Here is an 18,694-nt window from a genome sequence, read left to right on the forward strand (position 1 = left end):
CGGCCGACACTAACGGGTCGCCCCGGCGGAGGGCGGCGGTCCGTGACGCGGCGTCAATACGGTAGGCCCATGACCGACATGCGAACGGTGGGCCGATGACCACGATCCGACTGCTCCTCGTCGACGACGACCCCCTCGTCCGCGCCGGGCTCTCCCTCATGCTGGGCGGCGCCGACGACATCGAGATCGTGGGGGAGGCGGCCGACGGCGCCGAGGTGGACGCCCTGGTCGACCGCGCACGCCCCGACGTCGTCCTCATGGACATCCGGATGCCGACCGTCGACGGTCTCTCGGCCGCCGAGCGGCTCCGCCGCCGCGCGGACGCGCCCCAGGTCGTCGTCCTGACCACCTTCCACGCCGACGACCAGGTGCTGCGGGCCCTGCGCGCGGGGGCCGCCGGGTTCGTCCTGAAGGACACCCCGCCCGCCGAGATCGTCGCGGCGGTACGCAGGGTCGCCGCCGGTGAACCCGTCCTGTCACCCGCCGTCACCCGCCGGCTGATGGCGCACGCCGCGGGCAGCGCCCCCGACACCCGCCGGACGACCGCCCGGTCCCGCGTCGCCGCCCTCAGCGACCGGGAACGCGAGGTCGCCGTCGCGGTCGGCCGGGGCGCCTCCAACGCCGAGATCGCCGCCCAGCTCTTCATGAGTGTCGCCACCGTCAAGACCCACGTCTCCCGCATCCTCGCCAAACTCGACCTCAACAACCGTGTGCAGATAGCCCTGTTGACATACGACGCCGGGTTGCTGGAGGACGACGGGCGATAGGGGTGGAAGCAGTCCGTGCGGTCGCCTCCGCCGGTGACCGGAAGCGCCTGTGCCGTGTGCCGTCCGGGCACCGAGACCGGCGGTCTGGTACGCCTCACGCGGACCCGCATCTCGAGGGGGACACGGTGACCGTCCCCGTCCCCGTCCTCGTCTCCAGCACGCGGGCGGCGATCGACCGGTGCTAGGGCACTCGGGCGGGGGCCCGAGCGTTGTGCGGGTGAGGGGGGAATCGTGAGGAAGACGAAAGTGATCGATCTGAGCAGGTACGGGACCCGGTTCACCGAGAACCCGTACCCCGTGTACGCCGAGCTGCGGGCGCTCGGCCCGGTGCACCGGGTCCGGCTGCCGGGACCCGACGCCCACCATGAGGCCTGGCTGGTGGTGGGGTACGAGGAGGCGCGGGCGGCGCTCGCCGACCCCCGGCTGTCGAAGGACGCCTCGAAGATCGGGGTCACCTTCCTCGACGAGGAGCTGATCGGCAAGTATCTGCTGGTCTCCGACCCGCCACGGCACACCCGGCTGCGCAAGCTCGTCGCCCGCGAGTTCACCGCCCGCCGTGTCGAGCAACTGCGGCCCAGGATCCAGCAGATCACCGACTCGCTGCTCGACGCGATGCTGCCGCTCGGCCACGCCGACCTGGTGGAGTCCTTCGCCTATCCGCTGCCGCTCACCGTCATCTGCGAACTGCTCGGCGTGCCCGAGTTCGACCGCGCCGCCTTCCGCGAGCTGTCGACGGAGACGGTGGCACCCACCAGCGCGGAGAGCGAATACGACGCCTTCGTCCGACTCGCCTCGTACCTGGGCGAGTTGATCGAGGACAAGCGCTGCTCCCCGCCCGCAGACGACCTGCTGAGCGCGCTGATCCGCACGACCGACGAGGACGGCGACCGGCTGTCGCCGGACGAACTGCGCGGCATGGCCTTCATCCTGCTCATCGCCGGCCACGAGACCACGGTCAACCTCATCACCAACGCCGTCCACACCCTGCTCACCCACCCCGGCCAGCTCGCCGAGGTCCGGGCCGACAGGAACCTCGTGGACGCGGCGGTGGAAGAGACCCTGCGCTACGAGGGCCCCGTCGAGAACGCGACGTTCCGCTTCGCCGCCGAGCCCCTCGCCATAGCCGGCACACCCATCGCGGCCGGCGATTCCGTGCTGATCGGCCTGGCCGCCGCCGACCGCGACGACAGCCGCTGTCCCGCCGCCGACCGCTTCGACATCCACCGCGACACCCGCGGTCATCTCGCCTTCGGCCACGGCATCCACTACTGCCTGGGCGCGCCCCTGGCCCGGCTGGAGGCACGCGTCGCCCTCCGCGCCCTCCTCGACCGCTGCCCCGGGCTCGCCCTGGACGGCCCGCCGGGCCCCTGGCTGCCGGGGATGCTCATACGCGGCGTACGGAGCCTTCCGGTCCGCTGGTGAGTACGCTCTCCACCGCTCGCCGCCCCCAGCCCCGCAGGAGAACCCGACCATGCTGCGCACCGCGGAGATCACCGCGGCCCTCGTCCGGCCGCCGGGTGGCCAGGAGAGCCACCAGCTGTACTGGGGCCCCACCCTCGAATTCAGCCTCGACTGCTTCGTCTGCGAGCGCCTCGGCCGCACCACGGTCTTCGAGCGCGGTGCCGAGAAAGCCCTGTGCTCCGGCACGCGCAGCGGCCTCGGCCGTCATCACGCGCCGGCCCGCATCGCCGCGTTCGACAGCACCTCCGGGGACGAGCGGCTCGCGGTCCGGATCCTGCTCGACTTCTGGTGGGCGCCCTTCGAGGACGGCCGCGACGGCCGCCGCTCCGCGGCACCGACCAGCCACCCCTGGGTGCGGCTGCACCTCGGCTACTACTGCCACGAGACCGGGGAATCGGGCAAGCCCGGCATCCAGACCAACGTGAGCCGGCCGTGGGACCTCCGCTGCCGCGACTGCGACCAGATCCTGGCCACCGACACGGAGACCCCGTCGGTACGGCTGCTCGTGTGAGCCGCGCCCGCGCAAGCGGTCCTGTGCCGGCGGCTCAGTCGCGGCCGCCCGGGATCTCGCCGAGGTTCACCGGCCGGTGCTCCCGGCGGGACAGCTCGCAGGCCTCGGCGACGCGCAGCGCCTGCAGCGCCTCGCGGCCGTCGCAGGGGTTGGCCCGCTCGCCGCGCACCACCTCGACGAAGGCGGCGATCTCCGCCTCGTACGCCGCGGCGAAGCGTTCCACGAAACCGGTCCACGGCTTGTCGGCGGGTGGCGGACCGGACGGCTCGGTGGACGCGACCGGCGTACGGTCGTCCAGCCCGACCACCACGGTGTCCAGCTCCCCGGCCAGCTCCATGCGGACGTCGTAGCCCGCCCCGTTCACCCGCGCCGCCGTCGCCGTGACGAGGGTGCCGTCCTCCAGCGTCAGCACGGCCGCCGCCGTGTCCACGTCGTGCGCCTCCCGGAACACCGGGTTCCCGGCGTCCGACCCCGTGGCGTACACGGTGACGACCTCGCGCCCCGTCACCCATCGCACGGCGTCCAGATCGTGGATCATGCAGTCCCGGAAGATGCCCCCGGACGCCGGCAGATACCCGGCCGGCGGCGGCGCCTGGTCGGCGCTCAGCGCCCGCACGGTGTGCAACCGCCCCAGCCGCCCCGACCGCACGGCCTCACGGGCGGCGACATAGCCGGAGTCGAAGCGTCGCTGGAAGCCCATCTGCAGCACGGTTCCGGCGGCGTCGACCTCGGCGAGCGCGTTTAACGTGCCCTGCATGTCCACGGCGATGGGCTTCTCGCAGAACACCGGGAGACCCGAGCGTGCTGCCCGACCGATCAGTTCGCCGTGGGCCGACGTGGCGGCCGTGATGATCACGGCGTCCACACCCCAGGTGAAGATCTCGTCCACGCCGGGCGCGGCCGTCTCGCCCAGGCGATCCGCGAGGTCATGGGCCCGTGCCGTGTCGACGTCCGTGATGATCAGGGAGCCGACATCGCGGTGGCGGCTGAGCGTGGCCGCGTGAATCGTCCCGATTCGACCCGCTCCGATGAGTCCGATGCGCATGAGAAACAAAGTGCGGTCGCACCCACCGCCGTGTCAATGCTTTGTCCGGACAACCGAACGACGCCGCTTCCCGTCATCCGGCGCCGGGGCTACGCTCGGCCCGTGCCGAAACCAGAAGTGGATCCGACCGTGTCGCTCCAGCTCAGCGTCGACCGCAGCAGCCCGGTCCCGCTCTACTTCCAGCTGTCGCAGCAACTGGAGGCCGCGATCGAGCACGGCGAGCTGACCCCGGGCAGCCTGCTGGGCAACGAGATCGAACTGGCCGCCCGCCTCGGCCTGTCCCGTCCGACCGTCCGCCAGGCCATCCAGTCCCTCGTCGACAAGGGCCTCCTCGTCCGCCGCCGCGGCGTGGGCACCCAGGTCGTCCACAGCCAGGTCAAGCGCCCCCTGGAGCTCAGCAGCCTCTACGACGACCTGGAGGCCGCCGGCCAGCGCCCCGCCACCCGGGTCCTGCTCAACGCCACGGTCCCCGCCTCCGCCGACGTCGCCGCCGCCCTCGCCGTCGCCGAGGGCAGCGAGGTTCACCGCATCGAGCGACTCCGTCTGGCCCATGGCGAGCCCATGGCCTCCCTCTGCAACTACATCCCGACCGGCCTCCTGGACCTCGACTCGCCCCAGCTGGAGGCCACGGGCCTCTACCGCCTGATGCGCTCCGCGGGCATCAACCTCCACAGCGCCCGCCAGACGATCGGCGCGAGAACGGCCACACCGGAGGAGGGCGAACGCCTGACCGAACCCGAGGGTGCGCCCCTCCTGACCATGCAGCGCACCACCTTCGACGACACGGGCAGAGCGGTCGAATACGGCACCCACATCTACCGGGCCTCCCGCTATTCGTTCGACTTCCAGCTGCTGGTGAGGGCGTAGGAGGCCGTCCCCCGGGCCCCTGATGAGCAAGGGGCGCAGTCCTCGCTCATCAGGGGCGCGGGCTGTGACATGTGCGACTCCGGCGCGTGGGCGTGACCAGCCCCCACTCACCCGCACCCGAAAAACAAAGGGGCGGCACCCCCTGCCCCCACGGCGCACCAAGCGGAGCGCTAAGGCAGAATCGGTCCGATGAGCACTTACCGCGACTTCACCCACCGCGGCTCCGCGCGGGCCACCGTCCTGCGTACCGTCGGCACACGCGAGCGCCGCTCGCACCTGACGGCGCCCCGCGTCCCCACCGTCGGCATCGACATCGGCGGTACGAAGGTGATGGCGGGCGTCGTGGACGCCGACGGCAACATCCTGGAGAAGCTCCGCACCGAGACCCCGGACAAGTCCAAGAGCCCCCAGGTCGTCGAGGACACGATCGTCGAGCTGGTGCTGGACCTCTCCGACCGGCACGACGTGCATGCGGTCGGCATCGGCGCCGCCGGGTGGGTCGACGCGGACCGCAACCGTGTGCTGTTCGCCCCGCACCTGTCCTGGCGCAACGAACCGCTGCGCGACCGGCTCGCCGACCGCCTCGCAGTGCCCGTGCTGGTCGACAACGACGCCAACGCCGCCGCCTGGGCCGAGTGGCGCTTCGGCGCCGGCCGCGACGAGGACCACCTGGTCATGATCACGCTCGGCACCGGCATCGGCGGCGCGATCCTGGAGGACGGCCAGGTCAAGCGCGGCAAGTTCGGGGTCGCCGGTGAGTTCGGCCATATGCAGGTCGTGCCCGGCGGTCACCGCTGCCCGTGCGGCAACCGCGGCTGCTGGGAGCAGTACAGCTCGGGGAACGCGCTGGTCAGAGAGGCCCGCGAGCTGGCCGCGGCGGACTCCCCGGTCGCCTACGGGATCATCGAGCACGTCAAGGGCAACATCGGCGACATCACCGGGCCGATGATCACCGAGCTGGCCCGTGAGGGCGACGCGATGTGCATCGAGCTGCTCCAGGACATCGGCCAGTGGCTCGGCGTCGGCATCGCCAACCTGGCCGCCGCCCTCGACCCGTCCTGCTTCGTCATCGGCGGCGGCGTCTCGGCCGCCGACGACCTCCTCATCGGCCCCGCCCGCGACGCCTTCCGCCGCCACCTCACCGGCCGCGGCTACCGCCCCGAGGCCCGTATCGCCCGCGCCCAGCTCGGCCCCGAGGCCGGCATGGTGGGCGCCGCCGACCTCGCCCGCCTCGTCGCCCGCCGCTTCCGCCGCGCCAACCGCCGCCGGGTCGAGCGCTACGAGCGGTACGCGCGGTACGTGGAGGCCCGCCGCACCACCCGGGACTCCGCATGACCGCCTCCGTGCCCCGTCAGGGCACCTCACCCGAGGAACCCGAGCAGCCCGCCGAGGACCGCCGCCACAAGATCCGCCGGCGCGCGCTCACCCTGGCGATCATCGTGCTGCTGATCGGCGTCCCCGCCGGCTATCTGGTGATCTCCGCCAACCAGAGCCGGGACAGCGGCAAGGACAAGGAAGCGAAGTACTCGGCGACCGGCCTCACCGCACACTGGCCCTCGCGGCTCCAGCAGCGCCTCTACGACGTCCCGATCCCGCCGTACTCGAAGCACCTCGCGTACTACGAGACCAACAACTGGCGGACCAGCCGTCTGTACGTGCAGTTCTACACGAGCAACGAGGGCCTCGAACGCTTCCTCGACCAGATCGGCACCAGCACGGCGGCGCTGAAGAAGGGCGAGATGGCCGTCCACGCCCGCGACCGGCGGATCGTCGGCTGGGACTTCAGCGGCCCCGGCCCCTGGTACGGCCTCGTCAACAGGCAGAAGGATCCCGCGCCCACCCACAACATCGTCGTGAACCGGTCCAACCCGGACCATCCGATGGTGTACGTGGTCTCGCGAACCGTGCCCTGACCTGCGCGTACCCGGGCCCGTCGGGGTTCGCGCACGGTCGACGGGACCGAATGTCAGACCCCGCCCGTAGAGTCGGAGACAGCTGATCGGAGCCGACAGGCGGCTCATCCGACCATGGGCGGGGAGGTGACCGGACACATGCGGGACATGGCTGTTCCCGAGGCCGACACGGCCGTTCCCGTGACACCGGCCGTCACCGATCCCCTGACCGTCCCGGTGCGGCTGGCCGCCGTCTTCCGGCCGGCACCCCTGCCCCGCCACGGCCGGGTCGCGTTCTGGGACCCGGAGAGCGACAAACCACCCCCCGGCGGCGCCACCGAGGACCTCACGGTCGTCCGCCGGCACGGCGCCACCGGCGTCCGCAGAGGCACCGTCCCCGCCCTGTCCCTGCCCGTCGCCGACGCCCTGCCCCTGCTCGCCCGGGCCCGCCGCGACCCGGCCGCCCACCCCGCCACGGCCTGCTGGGGTGCCGCCGCCCTGCACGCGCTGCGGCTCGTCGCCCGGGGGCGTCTGCTGCCGGGGCTCACCGCCGACGGGTTCGACGCCTGGCGGGCCGGACCGCTCGACCCGGACGACATCGCCCACCTCAGGGCCGTCGCCGCAGCACTGCCGTACGAGGGCCACGCCGTGCCACTCCCCGGCAAGGGCCCCCTCAGGCTGCCCGACCCGGAGGCACTGGTGCGGTCCTTCCTGGACGCCGTCGCGGACACCCTGCCCCGCGGCCCGGCCGCGCCGTACGTATCCGGCAGGCCCTTCGCCGCGAGCACCGGCCAGCGGCTCCCGGGCGCCCGCGACTGGGCCGCCGAGGTCGCCGCCGGCATGGACGCGGGCGTACGGGTCTCCCTGCGCCTCGACCTGTCGGCGTACGACCTGTTCGACGACAGCGAAGGCGGCCGCCGGGCCGGCGCGGCGGTCGTCCAGGTGCACAGCCTCGCCGACCCCACGCTGGTCGTCGACGCCACGGCGCTCTGGGCGGGCGACGCGGACGAGGCGTTCGGGCCCCGCGCCCGTGTGGACGCCGCCCTGGCCGTACGCCGGGCGGCCCGCGTCTGGCCGCCCCTGGACCGGCTCGCCGACCAGGACGTCCCCGACGTCCTCGCGCTCTCCGAGGACGAGCTGTCCGACCTCCTCGGCGTGGCCGCGACCCGACTGGCCGCGGCCGGGGTCGCCGTGCACTGGCCCCGCGACCTCGCCCAGGACCTGAGCGCCCGCGCCGAGGTGCGCCCGGCGCCCGGCTCGGCCACGGACGGCACGGGCTTCTTCGAGAGCGAGGAACTGCTGCGGTTCCGCTGGCAGCTGGCGCTCGGCGGCGACCCGCTCACCGACGCCGAGATGGACGCCCTGGCCGAGGCGCACCGCCCGATCGTCCGCCTGCGCGACCAGTGGGTCCTCGTCGACCCGGCTCTCGTCCGCAAGGCCCGCAAACGCGAACTGGGCCTGCTCGACCCGGTGGACGCCCTGTCCGTGGCCCTCACCGGCACCGCCGACGTGGACGGGGAGACCGTGGAGGCGGTCCCGGTGGGCGCGCTGGCCGCGCTCCGCGACCGACTGACGGCCGGCGTCGGCCCGGTCGAGTCGCCCCCGGGTCTCGCGGCCACCCTCCGCGACTACCAACTCCGGGGCCTGGCCTGGCTGGACCTCATGACCTCCCTCGGCCTCGGCGGCTGCCTCGCCGACGACATGGGCCTCGGCAAGACCATCACGGTCATCGCCCTGCATCTGCGCCGGGCCCGCCCCGAGCCCACCCTGGTCGTGTGCCCCGCCTCGCTGCTGGGCAACTGGCAGCGCGAGATCACCCGCTTCGCCCCCGGTGTGCCCGTGCGCCGCTTCCACGGCCCCGACCGCACCCTGGACGACCTCGGCCCCGGCTTCGTCCTCACCACCTACGGCACGATGCGCTCCACGGCACCCCAACTCGCCGAGCAGCGGTGGGGCATGGTCGTCGCCGACGAGGCCCAGCACGTCAAGAACCCCTACTCGGCGACGGCGAAGGCCCTGCGCACCATCCCGACGCCCGCCCGCGTCGCCCTCACCGGCACCCCCGTGGAGAACAACCTCTCCGAGCTGTGGGCCCTCCTCGACTGGACCACCCCCGGCCTCCTCGGCCCCCTCAAGTCCTTCCGCGCCCGCCACGCCCGCGCCGTGGAGAACGGCGAGGACGAGGAGGCCGTGACCCGTCTCGCCCGACTGGTGCGCCCCTTCCTGCTCCGCCGCAAGAAGTCCGACCCGGGGATCGTCCCCGAACTCCCGCCCAAGACCGAGACCGACCACCCGGTCCCCCTCACCCGCGAACAGGCCGCGCTCTACGAGGCCGTCGTCCGCGAGTCGCTGCTGGCCATCGAGACGGCCGAGGGCATCGCCCGCAGGGGCCTGGTCCTCAAACTGCTGGGCGCCCTCAAACAGATCTGCGACCACCCGGCGCTCTACCTGAAGGAGGAAGCAGCCGGCCACGGGGACCGCCTGTCCGCGCGCTCCGGCAAACTCGCCCTCCTCGACGAGCTGTTGGACACCCTGCTCGCCGAGGACGGCTCCGCCCTGGTCTTCACCCAGTACGTCGGCATGGCCCGCCTCATCACCGCGCACCTCGCCGCCCGCGCGATCCCGGTCGAGCTGCTCCACGGGGGCACACCGGTCAAGGACCGCGAGGAGATGGTGGACCGCTTCCAGAGCGGGCAGACCCCGGTCCTGGTCCTCTCCCTCAAGGCGGCCGGCACCGGCCTGAACCTCACCCGCGCCGGCCATGTCATCCACTTCGACCGCTGGTGGAACCCCGCCGTCGAGGAACAGGCCACCGACCGCGCCTACCGCATCGGCCAGACCCAGCCCGTCCAGGTCCACCGCCTCATCACCGAAGGCACCGTCGAGGACCGCATCGCCGAGATGCTCGAATCGAAGCGGGCCCTGTCCGACGCCGTCCTGGGCTCCGGCGAAGCGGCTCTCACCGAGCTGACCGACCGCGAGCTGACCGACCTCGTCTCCCTGCGGAGGCCGGGATGAGCGCCCCCGACCCCGCCCCCCGCCCGGCCGACGCGGCCCGCCAGGCGCTGCGCGCCGCCCGGGAACGGGCCATGCGCGGCGCGGAACGGGCGGAGGAGCCGGCCACCGCGACATCGGCGCCGGGCAGCACGGGTCCGGCATCCGGGGACGACACGGGGGTGCCGGGCGGTGCGGACGGGACGGCGGGCAGCGGCGCCGGGAGGTCCGTCGGGGGTGCCACGGCGTCGGACCGCGTCGCGCGGACGTCGGGCCCGGCTGGTACGGCCTCCGACGGTGCCGCCCGGACATCGCGCCGTGCGGCGGAGACGTCCGGCCTGGGCGGTCCCGAACCGGACAGCGCCGGTGACCGGGCGGGTGGTGGCGACTCGGCGCCCGCGTCGCCCCCGTGCGAGGCCGGGGGCACACGGGGCGCCCGGCCGGGCGACGTGGCCCGGAAAGCGCTGTGGCGGGCCGCCGACGCCAGGGCGGCGGCCACCCCCGAGGAACCGGCCGGCGAGAGCGCATCGCGTGCTCCGGACGCACCCCGCGGCGGTGGCAGGGGTGCCTCGGGCGGCGCCAGGCCCGGTGACATCGCCCGGGCAGCCCTGCGCGCCGCTCGTGGCGCGGCCGAGCGGGCCCGCGCCCAAGCGGAGGCCGGAGCCGTGGCCAGGACCGAGGCAGCCGCACCTGAGGAAGCGCCAGGGCAACCGGACGCCACGCCCGGGACCCTGGCCCCGCGCCCTCCCGCGGGCCCGGCGCCGCTCCACCGCCGGGCAAGGCAGGAGAGGCGGGGTCCCGCCGCTGATCGGGGCGAGGGGCCCCGTCCGGTCGGGGACGTACGCGCTCGGCTCGCAGGTGCCTTCGAGCCGCCCGCGGCGGAGCCGGCACCTCACCCCACCTCCGCCGAGGCGCCGCAGGATCACCTCGACGCCGCGTCCGGCCTCGGCCCGGACGAGGGCGTAGGCCACGACGGCCCCCGGACACGGCCCACGGCATCTCGGCCGGCCTCCGGGCGGCGCAGCACACACCCGGAACCCACCGAAGCCGAAGCCGCAGCCGAGTCCGAAGCCGAGTCCGAACGTGAAGCCCAGGTCGGCGACCGGGCCGTCCCACACGCAGGCGTCGACCACCCCCGGGACACCCGACCCGCGGGCTCCGCCACCCCTCGCGTCCCCGCCACCATGGCCGCGCCCTCCCGGGACGGCGAACTCCGCCGGACCTTCGGGGCGTTCCCGCCCCGCACCTCGACGGGGGAGGCGTTCGCGGAGAGCTGGTGGGGCAACGCGTGGGTGACGGCGCTGGAGGAGGGCGCCCTCGACGCGGCCCGGCTCGCGCGGGGTCGGGCGTACGCCGACAAGGGCCGCGTGGACGCGATCACGGTCACGCCGGGGTTGGTCCTGGCCTATGTGCACGGCAGCCGGCCCCGACCGTACCGGGTGCAGGTCCGGCTGCGGACGCTGGACGACGACGAATGGGACCGCTTCCTGGACAGGGCGGCCGAGCGCCCCGGCGACATCGCCGCCCTGCTCGACAGGGAACTGCCGCAGTCCCTCGGCGACATCGGTGCCGACGTCGGTGCGGGTGCCGCCCCCGCGTCCGGTGCCGCCCCCGCGTCCGGTGCCGCCCGGAACCGTCGCGGGACGCGACTGCTGCCCGGCCCCGGTGAGCTGGACCCCCGGTGCAGTTGCCCGGATCGCGGGCACCCCTGCAAGCACGCGGCGGCGCTCTGCTATCAGACGGCGCGGCTGCTGGACGAGGACCCGTTCACGCTGCTGCTTCTGCGAGGCCGGGGAGAGCGGGAGTTGCTCGACGCGCTGTCCCGGCGCAACGCCGCGCGGGCGGCGCGTGCCGCCCAGGAGGAGCGACCCGCGGCACCACCGGGTGTCCGGGCCGCCGAGGCCCTCGCCCCGCGCACCCTCCCGCCGCTGCCGGCCCCGCTGCCCACGCCCCCGCACCCGGAGCAGCCCCCCGTGTATCCGGGGGCGCCGGGCGGTCCCGACCCGTTCGCACTGGACCAGTTGGCCACCGACGCGGCGGCCCGGGCGCACGCCATGCTCACCACCGGACGGGACCCGGTCGCCGAGCTGACGCTCTGGCAGGACGCGGTACGCCTGGCCGCCGCACGCCCCGGCTCCGGCCTCACCGCCACCACCCGCGCCCTGTACTCCTCGCTGGCCGCCGCCACCGGCCGCACCCCGGCCGACCTGGCCCGCGCGGTCGCCGCCTGGCGCCAGGGCGGCCTGGAAGGTCTCGCCGTCCTGGAGGAGCCCTGGGACCCGCCGGCGGGTCGCTTCGACCGTGCCCGCCCCCTGCTCCTCGCCGCCGACCTCCCGGCGTTCCGCCCCTGGCACAACCACCTCACCCACCCCCTGGGCCATGTCCAGCTCCGGCTCGGCCGGGACGGCCTGTGGTACGCCTACGAGTCCGAACCGGGCCACGACGACTGGTGGCCGAGAGGCACACCGGACCTCGACCCGGTGGGAGCCTTGACGGGCCTGGGGGCGACCGACGGCCTCTGACGGCTCTCCATTCCACCCCGAAGCGCAACACGCGACACGCCGGGACTTTTGTTCGAAGGGTGGTCCGTTCTCCGGCCCCCCACCCGTCCCACGGCGTGACCTGCGCTTCGGTGAAGACGGTGTGAGAGTTGCCCGCCGATGTTCAGGAGTCGGCAGGGCGGATTACGGTCCCCGGGACAGAGCATCGAAGGCGGGACGTTAGCGTGTACCGGTGAGTGAGACGACGACCCCTGCCCTCCAGTACCGCTTCGACGGGCCGGACGACGCCCCGGTCCTCATCCTCGGGCCCTCGCTCGGTACGACATGGCACATGTGGGACAGGCAGATCCCCGAACTGACCAAGCAGTGGCGGGTCTTCCGGTTCGACCTGCCGGGCCACGGCGGTGCCCCCGCCTACCCCGGCGGTTCGGTCTCCGAGCTGGCCGCCAGGTTGCTGGCCACGCTGGACGCGGTCGGCGTGCAGCGCTTCGGCTACGCGGGCTGCGCGCTCGGCGGCGCCATCGGGGCGGAGCTCGCGCTGCGCCACCCCGACCGCCTCGCCTCGCTCGCGCTCATCGCCGCCTCGCCGCGCTTCGGCACGGCCGACGAGTTCCGTCAGCGCGGCGTGATCGTACGGACGAACGGTCTGGACCCCATCGCCCGCACGTCCCCGGACCGCTGGTTCACCGCCGGGTTCGCGGCGGCGCAGCCCGCGATCACCGAGTGGGCCGTGCAGATGGTCCGCACCACCGACCCCGGCTGCTACATCGCCGCCTGCGAGGCCCTCGCCTCGTTCGACGTCCGCGCCGAACTGGGCCGTATCGGGGTCCCCACCCTCGTCCTCGTCGGCTCCGACGACCAGGTGACGGGGCCGGCCGAGGCCCGTACGCTCGTCGCGGGCATCCCTGACGCCCGGCTCGCCGTCGTCCCCAGCGCCTCGCACCTGGTCCCAGTGGAGCAGCCCGCCGCGGTCACCGACCTCCTCGTCCGCCACTTCTCGACGGCCTGGCAGCCCGCGTACGACTCGACCACCGGTCAGGTCGCCATCCCGGTGGCGCCGGCCAAGCCGGCCCTCGCCGTCGCCGTGCCACCGCAGAGCGGCCCCGTCGCCGAGATCGCCCCGGCCGCCGTCCAGCCGGAGGCGACGGGCAGACCGGACCCGTACGACGCCGGGCTCAAGGTCCGCCGCGAGGTGCTCGGCGACGCCCACGTCGACCGGGCGCTGGCCACGGCGGACGATTTCTCCGGCGACTTCCAGGAGTTCATCACCCGCTACGCCTGGGGCGAGATCTGGGACCGGCCGGGTCTCGACCGCCGTTCCCGCAGCTGCGTCACGCTCACCGCGCTCGTCGCCGGCGGACACCTGGACGAACTCGCCTTCCACACCAGGGCCGCCCTCCGCAACGGGCTCACCCCGGACGAGATCAAGGAAGTCCTGCTCCAGGCCGCCGTCTACTGCGGCGTCCCGGCCGCGAACAGCGCCTTCAAGGTGGCCCAGCAGGTCATCCGCGAGGAGACCACGCCTGAGGAATGACCCCGGAGCGACCGGCGGGCAAGCCCGGGAACCATCGGCGAGCGGGCCCGGAAAGGGCCGGTGAGCGGGCCGTCGGCCGCCCGGCGGGGGCAGGATGGACCCATGACCATCAAGCTCACGAAGAAGTCGCACGCCTGCGTCCGTCTGGAGAAGGACGGACGCACACTCGTCATCGACCCCGGCGGGTTCAGCGAGGAGGACGCGGCGGTCGGCGCGGACGCGGTCCTGGTCACGCACGAGCACCCCGACCACTTCGACGAGGGACGGCTGCGCGCGGCCCTCGAGGGCAACCCGGCCGCCGAGATCTGGACCCTGCGCTCCGTCGCCGAGAAGATCTCCGCCGCCTTCCCCGGCCGGGTGCACACCGTCGGCCACGGCGACTCGTTCACCGCCGCGGGCTTCGACGTCCAGGTGCACGGCGAGCTCCACGCCGTCATCCACCCGGACATCCCGCGCATCACCAACGTCGGCTACCTCGTCGACGGCGGCCGGGTCTTCCACCCCGGTGACGCCCTGACCGTCCCCGACCGCGCCGTGGAGACGCTGATGCTGCCCGTCATGGCCCCCTGGAGCAAGATCTCCGAGGTCATCGACTACGTCCGCGAGGTCAAGCCGCAACGGGCCTACGACATCCACGACGCCCTCCTCACCGACCTGGCCCGCCCGATCTACGACCGCCAGATCGGCGCCCTGGGCGGCGCCGAGCACCTCCGCCTCGCGCCCGGCACCTCGGCGGACCTGTGAGCACCCGCCGGACCGGATGAGGAGCCGGAAGAGGAGCCGGAAGAGGAGCGGGAGCGGGCCGAAGCAGGGCCGGGGCCGGGCGGGACGGCGTTGTCGGACCCGGCCGGTAAGTTGTGGGGCATGCGCATCGCCACCTGGAACGTGAACTCGATCACCGCCCGCCTCCCGCGGCTCCTCGCCTGGCTGGAGACCAGCGGCACGGACGTGCTCTGCCTCCAGGAGGCCAAGATCGCCGAGGACGCCTTCCCCTTCGACGCGCTGCGCGAGCGGGGCTACGAGGCCGCGGTGCACGCCACCGGCCGGTGGAACGGCGTGGCGGTGATCTCCCGCGTCGGCCTGGAGGACGTCGTCAAGGGCCTGCCGGGCGACCCCGGCTACGACGGCGTCGTGGAGCCCCGCGCGATCTCCGCCACCTGCGGCCCGGTCCGCGTCTGGTCGGTGTACGTGCCGAACGGCCGCGAGGTCGACCACCCGCACTACGCCTACAAGCTCCAGTGGTTCGAGGCCCTCAAGGCCGCCGTCGCCGGTGACGCCGCCGGCAGCCGCCCCTTCGCCGTCATGGGCGACTACAACGTGGCGCCCACCGACGACGACGTGTTCGACGTCGCCGCCTTCGAGGGCGCCACCCATGTCACCCCCGCCGAGCGCGCCGCCCTCGCCTCCCTCCGCGAGGCCGGGCTCTCCGACATCGTCCCCCGCCCCCTCAAGTACGAGCACCCCTTCACCTACTGGGACTACCGCCAGCTCTGCTTCCCCAAGAACCGCGGCATGCGCATCGACCTCGTCTACGGCAACGAGCCGTTCGGTAAGGCCGTGAAGGACGCGTACGTGGACCGCGAGGAGCGCAAGGGCAAGGGCGCCTCCGACCACGCGCCGGTCGTGGTCGACCTGGACGTGTAGCGGCGCGGGGACAGCGCCTCAGAGCAGCCGCAGATCCACCGACTCGGCCAGCGCGGCGAGCCCCGCCTCGCCCGGATGCAGATGGTCCCCGCTGTCGTAGGCGGGGAGCATCCGCGACGGCCGGTCCGGGTCGCGCAGCACCCGGTCGAAGTCCAGCACCCCGTCGAAATCCCCGTTGCCGCGGATCCACTCGTTGACCGCGACCCGCTGGGCGTCGGCGGCGGCCGTGCAGCGCGCCTCGCCCTCGCAGGGCGCGATCGTCGCCACCAGCATGCGCAGACCGCGGGCGCGGCCCCGGGCGGCGATCTCCCGCAGCCCGGCGACGACCTGGTCCGCCGTGCCGCCCCAGCGGACGTCGTTGACGCCCTGGAAGACGACGGCGGTACGCGCGGAGGTCTGCGCGAGGACGTCGCGGTCCAGGCGGTTCAGGGCGCTGACGCCGCCCGTGTCGGTGGAGACGCCGTCTCCCGGATAGCGGTCGGTGACCACCCGGTTCGCGGAGATCCCCTGGTTGAGGACCCCGTAGCGGGGGACCTCGCCCTGGTTCAGCAGCCGGTCGGCCAGCACGTCCGGCCATCGGCGGTTCGCGCCCGCCGTCGTCCTCTCCCCATCGGTGATCGAGTCACCGAGGAGCACCACCGACCCGGGACCGCCGCCCACGTCGACGCCCGTCAGCAGCGGCCAGGTGGTGATCGCCGAGGTGTACGCCGCCGCCGAGCCGTCGCCCGCGTGGTCGCCCGCCTCGCTGACGTACGAGGTCTGCTGGGCCAGCCGGTGCACGGGCGCGGCCGGCACCGTGCCGGGCAGATGGAAACTCACCAGCAGATCGGTGTCCGGCGGCACCTCGAAGCCCAGTGGATCGCTGAACGCCTGGGCGCCCGCCGCGATCTCGGTGCCCGCGCGGCCCCCGAACGACAGCGGTACCGGTGTGCCGAGGGCGGCGGCCCCCTCCGCCCGCAACGCCACCGTCGCACTGCCGACCCGTACCGGCGCCGACGCGAAGGTGTTGTCGAGCCGGATCCGCACCCGGGGGCCGCCGGCCGACGTGTGCACCACCAGCCGCAGAGTGCGGTCGGTCCACGGTCCGACGGCGGTGTAGCCCGAGGTCGCGGCCGCCCAACTTCCGGTCCAGCCACGTGACTCGGGCCGCACCGACAGGGCGAACACATGCAGGTCCCGGTCGCGCGGCAGGGTCACCGAAGCCACCTGGCGGCCCCGCACGAGGGGCACGGTGACGACGTACAGCCGCGCCTTCTCGGTGAGTTGACCGCCGGGCGTGTTGATGTGGGGGAGGGCGACGGCCTTGGTGGCGAGCGGGCCGGTGCGCCAGTCCGGAGCGGTGAGCCGGTACGAGGAGCGGGCGCCGCCCGTGTAGCGGACCGTGCCGGTGCCGGTCGCGTCGGTGCCGCCCGTCGCGGCGACGAGGAGGGCGAGGGCGTCGCCCCGGCCCCCTACCCGTACGGACTGGCCGTCGGCCCGTACGTTGTCCGGCTCGCCCGGGGCGCGGTCCGGCCAGGTCAGCCGGGCTCCCTGAACGGTCAGGGCACGGCCGGGCGTCCAGCCGGCGGCCGTCAGGTCCCGTGCCGAGAGGGAACCGCCCGTGCCGTCGAAGTCGGCCTCGCCGGGCCGCGTGTCCTCACTGACCGCCCGGTTGTCGAACAACCGCGCCAGCGGGACCGGTTCGCCCGCTCCACCGGTGGCGGCACGGGCGGAGGCGACGGGAGCCACCGCCGCCGACAGGCCCAGTACGACAGCCGTTCCCCAGACCCGTCGGCGCACGCGCGCCCCCTCCCGTTCGCTGATGACCCTCGCGACTTCGATCCATCGATCCATCGATCCGTCGCCTCCGTCCGATCCAACGACGGGGCGACGGATGCGCCACGAAACTAAGGAGGCGTCAGGGGCCCGTCAATGAGGCGGGCGCGAACCGGGGAGGAACTCCGGGCGAACAGGCGACTTCCGCGCGCCTGTGGTGCCAGGGGTGGTGCGAATGACACGCTGACCACATGAACATCCGTTTCCTGGGCAACTGGCGCAAGAAGCGTGGTCCCGCGCGGGGGGTCGCGATGATCTCCGTCGGCGAGGGGGACGGCAACGGTCAGGAGCGTCAGGAGCGCATCGTCGAACTCCTCTCCGAATGTGAGCTGCTGCGGGCGCAGGCCCAGCAGGCGGGGGCGGAACTCGACGACTCGGCCGCCTCGTTGGAGGAACTCGATCAGCTGGTGCCGCGCTGGCGGGACGACGAGGAGACCGCGACCTGGCTGGGCAACGACGCCGGGCTGTACCTCGGCACGGTCGTCGTCCGCACCGTCCCGGGCGCCCGCTGGGAGATCTGGCCCAATGGGCAGCCCGTGGTGAGGCTGGCCTCCGGCCGGGAGATCGACGTGGTCGAGGCCGGACACGAATGGGCCGACAACGGCGTACCGGAGCTGTCGCAGCTGTACGCCGAGATCGCGGAGGGGTGAAGGGCCGGGTCGGGTGCCCGCGCGGCGAGGCCCCGCCCCGTGCCTGACAATACGGCTATTCCCCGACGGTGCGTGTCGCGTATTGAGTCACCCTCCGTCCGGATAGTTTGCGGCACCTGCGACACGACACGGCCGAGAGCGAACAGGGCGGGCAGTGCATGGCTGTCGATCCGCTGATCGAACTGCATGGTGTGAACAAATACTTCGGTGACCTGCATGTCCTCCAGGACATCGACCTCACCGTGGACAGGGGGGAGGTGGTCGTGGTCATCGGCCCCTCGGGATCGGGGAAGTCGACGCTCTGCCGGGCCATCAACCGGCTGGAGCCCATCCACTCCGGGGAGATCCTGCTCGACGGACAGCCGCTGCCGGCGGAGGGCAAGTCCCTCGCGGCGCTCCGCGCGGATGTCGGCATGGTCTTCCAGTCGTTCAATCTCTTCGCGCACAAGACGGTGCTGCAGAACGTGTCGCTCGGTCAGATCAAGGTGCGCAAGAAGAAGAAGGAGGAAGCCGACAAGCGCTCCCGCGAACTCCTCGACCGGGTCGGCCTGTCCGACCAGGCGCCGAAGTACCCGGCGCAGCTCTCGGGCGGTCAGCAGCAGCGCGTCGCGATCGCGCGGGCGCTGGCGATGGACCCGAAGGTCATGCTCTTCGACGAGCCGACATCCGCCCTCGACCCCGAAATGATCAACGAAGTCCTCGAAGTCATGCAGCAGTTGGCGCGCGAGGGCATGACCATGGTCGTCGTCACCCACGAGATGGGCTTCGCCCGTTCCGCCGCCAACCGCGTCGTCTTCATGTCCGACGGGCGCATCGTCGAGGACCGCACGCCCGACGAGTTCTTCACGAATCCGAACAGCGACCGAGCCAAGGACTTCCTCTCGAAGATCCTCAAGCACTGACCGCCGCCGCTGGACCGGGCGCGGGCCTCGACTACGATGAGCGGTTCCTCCACTTGGGGGTGACCGAGGCCGTGGACTCCATCCCGGCCATCAAGGGGACGCTGCTGCCAG

15 protein-coding genes are annotated in these 18,694 nt (G+C 73.5%); 13 read left to right on the forward strand and 2 right to left on the reverse strand.

What is annotated here, in order from left to right; all coding sequences use genetic code 11:
• Window positions 1-95: 95 nt before the first annotated feature.
• The 3 genes from AC067N_RS04295 to AC067N_RS04305 all read left to right on the forward strand — a co-directional run bounded on the left by AC067N_RS04295 (window position 96) and on the right by AC067N_RS04305 (window position 2,739).
• Window positions 96-767 carry a response regulator gene (locus AC067N_RS04295; RefSeq protein ID WP_478677368.1) on the forward strand — a complete coding sequence of 224 codons (672 nt, stop codon included), beginning with the start codon at window positions 96-98 and terminating at the stop codon, window positions 765-767.
• A 231-nt stretch (window positions 768-998) separates the two neighbouring features.
• A complete protein-coding gene (locus AC067N_RS04300; RefSeq protein ID WP_478677369.1) occupies window positions 999-2,189 on the forward strand; it encodes a cytochrome P450 family protein in 1,191 nt (396 codons plus the stop codon).
• A 49-nt stretch (window positions 2,190-2,238) separates the two neighbouring features.
• Window positions 2,239-2,739: a hypothetical protein gene (locus AC067N_RS04305; protein ID WP_478677370.1), complete on the forward strand. Its 501-nt coding sequence runs from the start codon at window positions 2,239-2,241 to the stop codon at window positions 2,737-2,739.
• Between the two features lie 34 nt (window positions 2,740-2,773).
• On the opposite strand, the gene AC067N_RS04310 is transcribed toward AC067N_RS04305, so the two are convergent.
• Window positions 2,774-3,784, reverse strand: a complete 1,011-nt coding sequence (locus AC067N_RS04310; protein WP_478677371.1) for a Gfo/Idh/MocA family protein — start codon at window positions 3,782-3,784, stop codon at window positions 2,774-2,776.
• A gap of 129 nt (window positions 3,785-3,913) precedes the next feature.
• On the opposite strand from AC067N_RS04310, the gene AC067N_RS04315 reads away from it, so the two are divergent.
• The 8 genes from AC067N_RS04315 to AC067N_RS04350 all read left to right on the forward strand — a co-directional run bounded on the left by AC067N_RS04315 (window position 3,914) and on the right by AC067N_RS04350 (window position 15,216).
• The gene (locus AC067N_RS04315) at window positions 3,914-4,651 is read left to right on the forward strand and encodes a GntR family transcriptional regulator (protein ID WP_478677745.1); all 738 of its coding nucleotides are present in this window, start codon (window positions 3,914-3,916) and stop codon (window positions 4,649-4,651) included.
• Window positions 4,652-4,840: 189 nt separating this feature from the next.
• A complete protein-coding gene (locus AC067N_RS04320) occupies window positions 4,841-5,986 on the forward strand; it encodes an ROK family glucokinase (RefSeq protein WP_478677372.1) in 1,146 nt (381 codons plus the stop codon).
• A complete protein-coding gene (locus AC067N_RS04325) occupies window positions 5,983-6,564 on the forward strand; it encodes a sugar kinase (RefSeq protein ID WP_478677373.1) in 582 nt (193 codons plus the stop codon). The genes AC067N_RS04320 and AC067N_RS04325 overlap by 4 nt, the downstream gene beginning before the upstream one ends.
• Before the next feature lie 138 nt (window positions 6,565-6,702).
• Window positions 6,703-9,561: a DEAD/DEAH box helicase gene (locus AC067N_RS04330; RefSeq protein ID WP_478677374.1), complete on the forward strand. Its 2,859-nt coding sequence runs from the start codon at window positions 6,703-6,705 to the stop codon at window positions 9,559-9,561.
• 641 nt (window positions 9,562-10,202) lie between these two features.
• Complete coding sequence (locus tag AC067N_RS04335) at window positions 10,203-12,059, forward strand: SWIM zinc finger family protein (protein WP_478677746.1); 1,857 nt, start codon at window positions 10,203-10,205, stop codon at window positions 12,057-12,059.
• A gap of 211 nt (window positions 12,060-12,270) precedes the next feature.
• Window positions 12,271-13,572: a bifunctional 3-oxoadipate enol-lactonase/4-carboxymuconolactone decarboxylase PcaDC gene (gene pcaDC / locus AC067N_RS04340; protein ID WP_478677375.1), complete on the forward strand. Its 1,302-nt coding sequence runs from the start codon at window positions 12,271-12,273 to the stop codon at window positions 13,570-13,572.
• Window positions 13,573-13,680: 108 nt separating this feature from the next.
• Window positions 13,681-14,316, forward strand: a complete 636-nt coding sequence (locus tag AC067N_RS04345; protein ID WP_478677747.1) for an MBL fold metallo-hydrolase — start codon at window positions 13,681-13,683, stop codon at window positions 14,314-14,316.
• A gap of 120 nt (window positions 14,317-14,436) precedes the next feature.
• A complete protein-coding gene (locus AC067N_RS04350; protein ID WP_478677376.1) occupies window positions 14,437-15,216 on the forward strand; it encodes an exodeoxyribonuclease III in 780 nt (259 codons plus the stop codon).
• A gap of 18 nt (window positions 15,217-15,234) precedes the next feature.
• Here AC067N_RS04350 and AC067N_RS04355 read toward each other — a convergent pair whose 3' ends face one another.
• On the reverse strand, window positions 15,235-17,049 hold the full coding sequence (locus AC067N_RS04355) for an SGNH/GDSL hydrolase family protein (protein WP_478677377.1): 1,815 nt from the start codon (window positions 17,047-17,049) through the stop codon (window positions 15,235-15,237).
• Between the two features lie 173 nt (window positions 17,050-17,222).
• On the opposite strand from AC067N_RS04355, the gene AC067N_RS04360 reads away from it, so the two are divergent.
• Window positions 17,223-17,681 (forward strand): DUF6278 family protein, encoded by a 459-nt coding sequence (locus AC067N_RS04360; protein WP_478677378.1) that lies wholly within the window; start codon window positions 17,223-17,225, stop codon window positions 17,679-17,681.
• Window positions 17,682-17,839: 158 nt separating this feature from the next.
• On the forward strand, window positions 17,840-18,583 hold the full coding sequence (locus tag AC067N_RS04365) for an amino acid ABC transporter ATP-binding protein (protein WP_478677379.1): 744 nt from the start codon (window positions 17,840-17,842) through the stop codon (window positions 18,581-18,583).
• Window positions 18,584-18,694: the final 111 nt, after the last annotated feature.

It is taken from the genome of Streptomyces sp. NPDC042364, assembly GCF_056437585.1.

What these genes read in the sequence shown, in the direction of transcription:
- AC067N_RS04355 (WP_478677377.1), bottom strand. Translation starts at nt 17,049, where the DNA reads ATGGATCGATGGATCGAAGTCGCGAGGGTCATCAGCGAACGGGAGGGG.
- AC067N_RS04365 (WP_478677379.1), top strand. Translation starts at nt 17,840, where the DNA reads ATGGCTGTCGATCCGCTGATCGAACTGCATGGTGTGAACAAATACTTC.
- AC067N_RS04310 (WP_478677371.1), bottom strand. Translation starts at nt 3,784, where the DNA reads ATGCGCATCGGACTCATCGGAGCGGGTCGAATCGGGACGATTCACGCG.
- AC067N_RS04330 (WP_478677374.1), top strand. Translation starts at nt 6,703, where the DNA reads ATGCGGGACATGGCTGTTCCCGAGGCCGACACGGCCGTTCCCGTGACA.
- AC067N_RS04305 (WP_478677370.1), top strand. Translation starts at nt 2,239, where the DNA reads ATGCTGCGCACCGCGGAGATCACCGCGGCCCTCGTCCGGCCGCCGGGT.
- AC067N_RS04360 (WP_478677378.1), top strand. Translation starts at nt 17,223, where the DNA reads ATGAACATCCGTTTCCTGGGCAACTGGCGCAAGAAGCGTGGTCCCGCG.
- AC067N_RS04320 (WP_478677372.1), top strand. Translation starts at nt 4,841, where the DNA reads ATGAGCACTTACCGCGACTTCACCCACCGCGGCTCCGCGCGGGCCACC.
- AC067N_RS04325 (WP_478677373.1), top strand. Translation starts at nt 5,983, where the DNA reads ATGACCGCCTCCGTGCCCCGTCAGGGCACCTCACCCGAGGAACCCGAG.
- AC067N_RS04350 (WP_478677376.1), top strand. Translation starts at nt 14,437, where the DNA reads ATGCGCATCGCCACCTGGAACGTGAACTCGATCACCGCCCGCCTCCCG.
- AC067N_RS04295 (WP_478677368.1), top strand. Translation starts at nt 96, where the DNA reads ATGACCACGATCCGACTGCTCCTCGTCGACGACGACCCCCTCGTCCGC.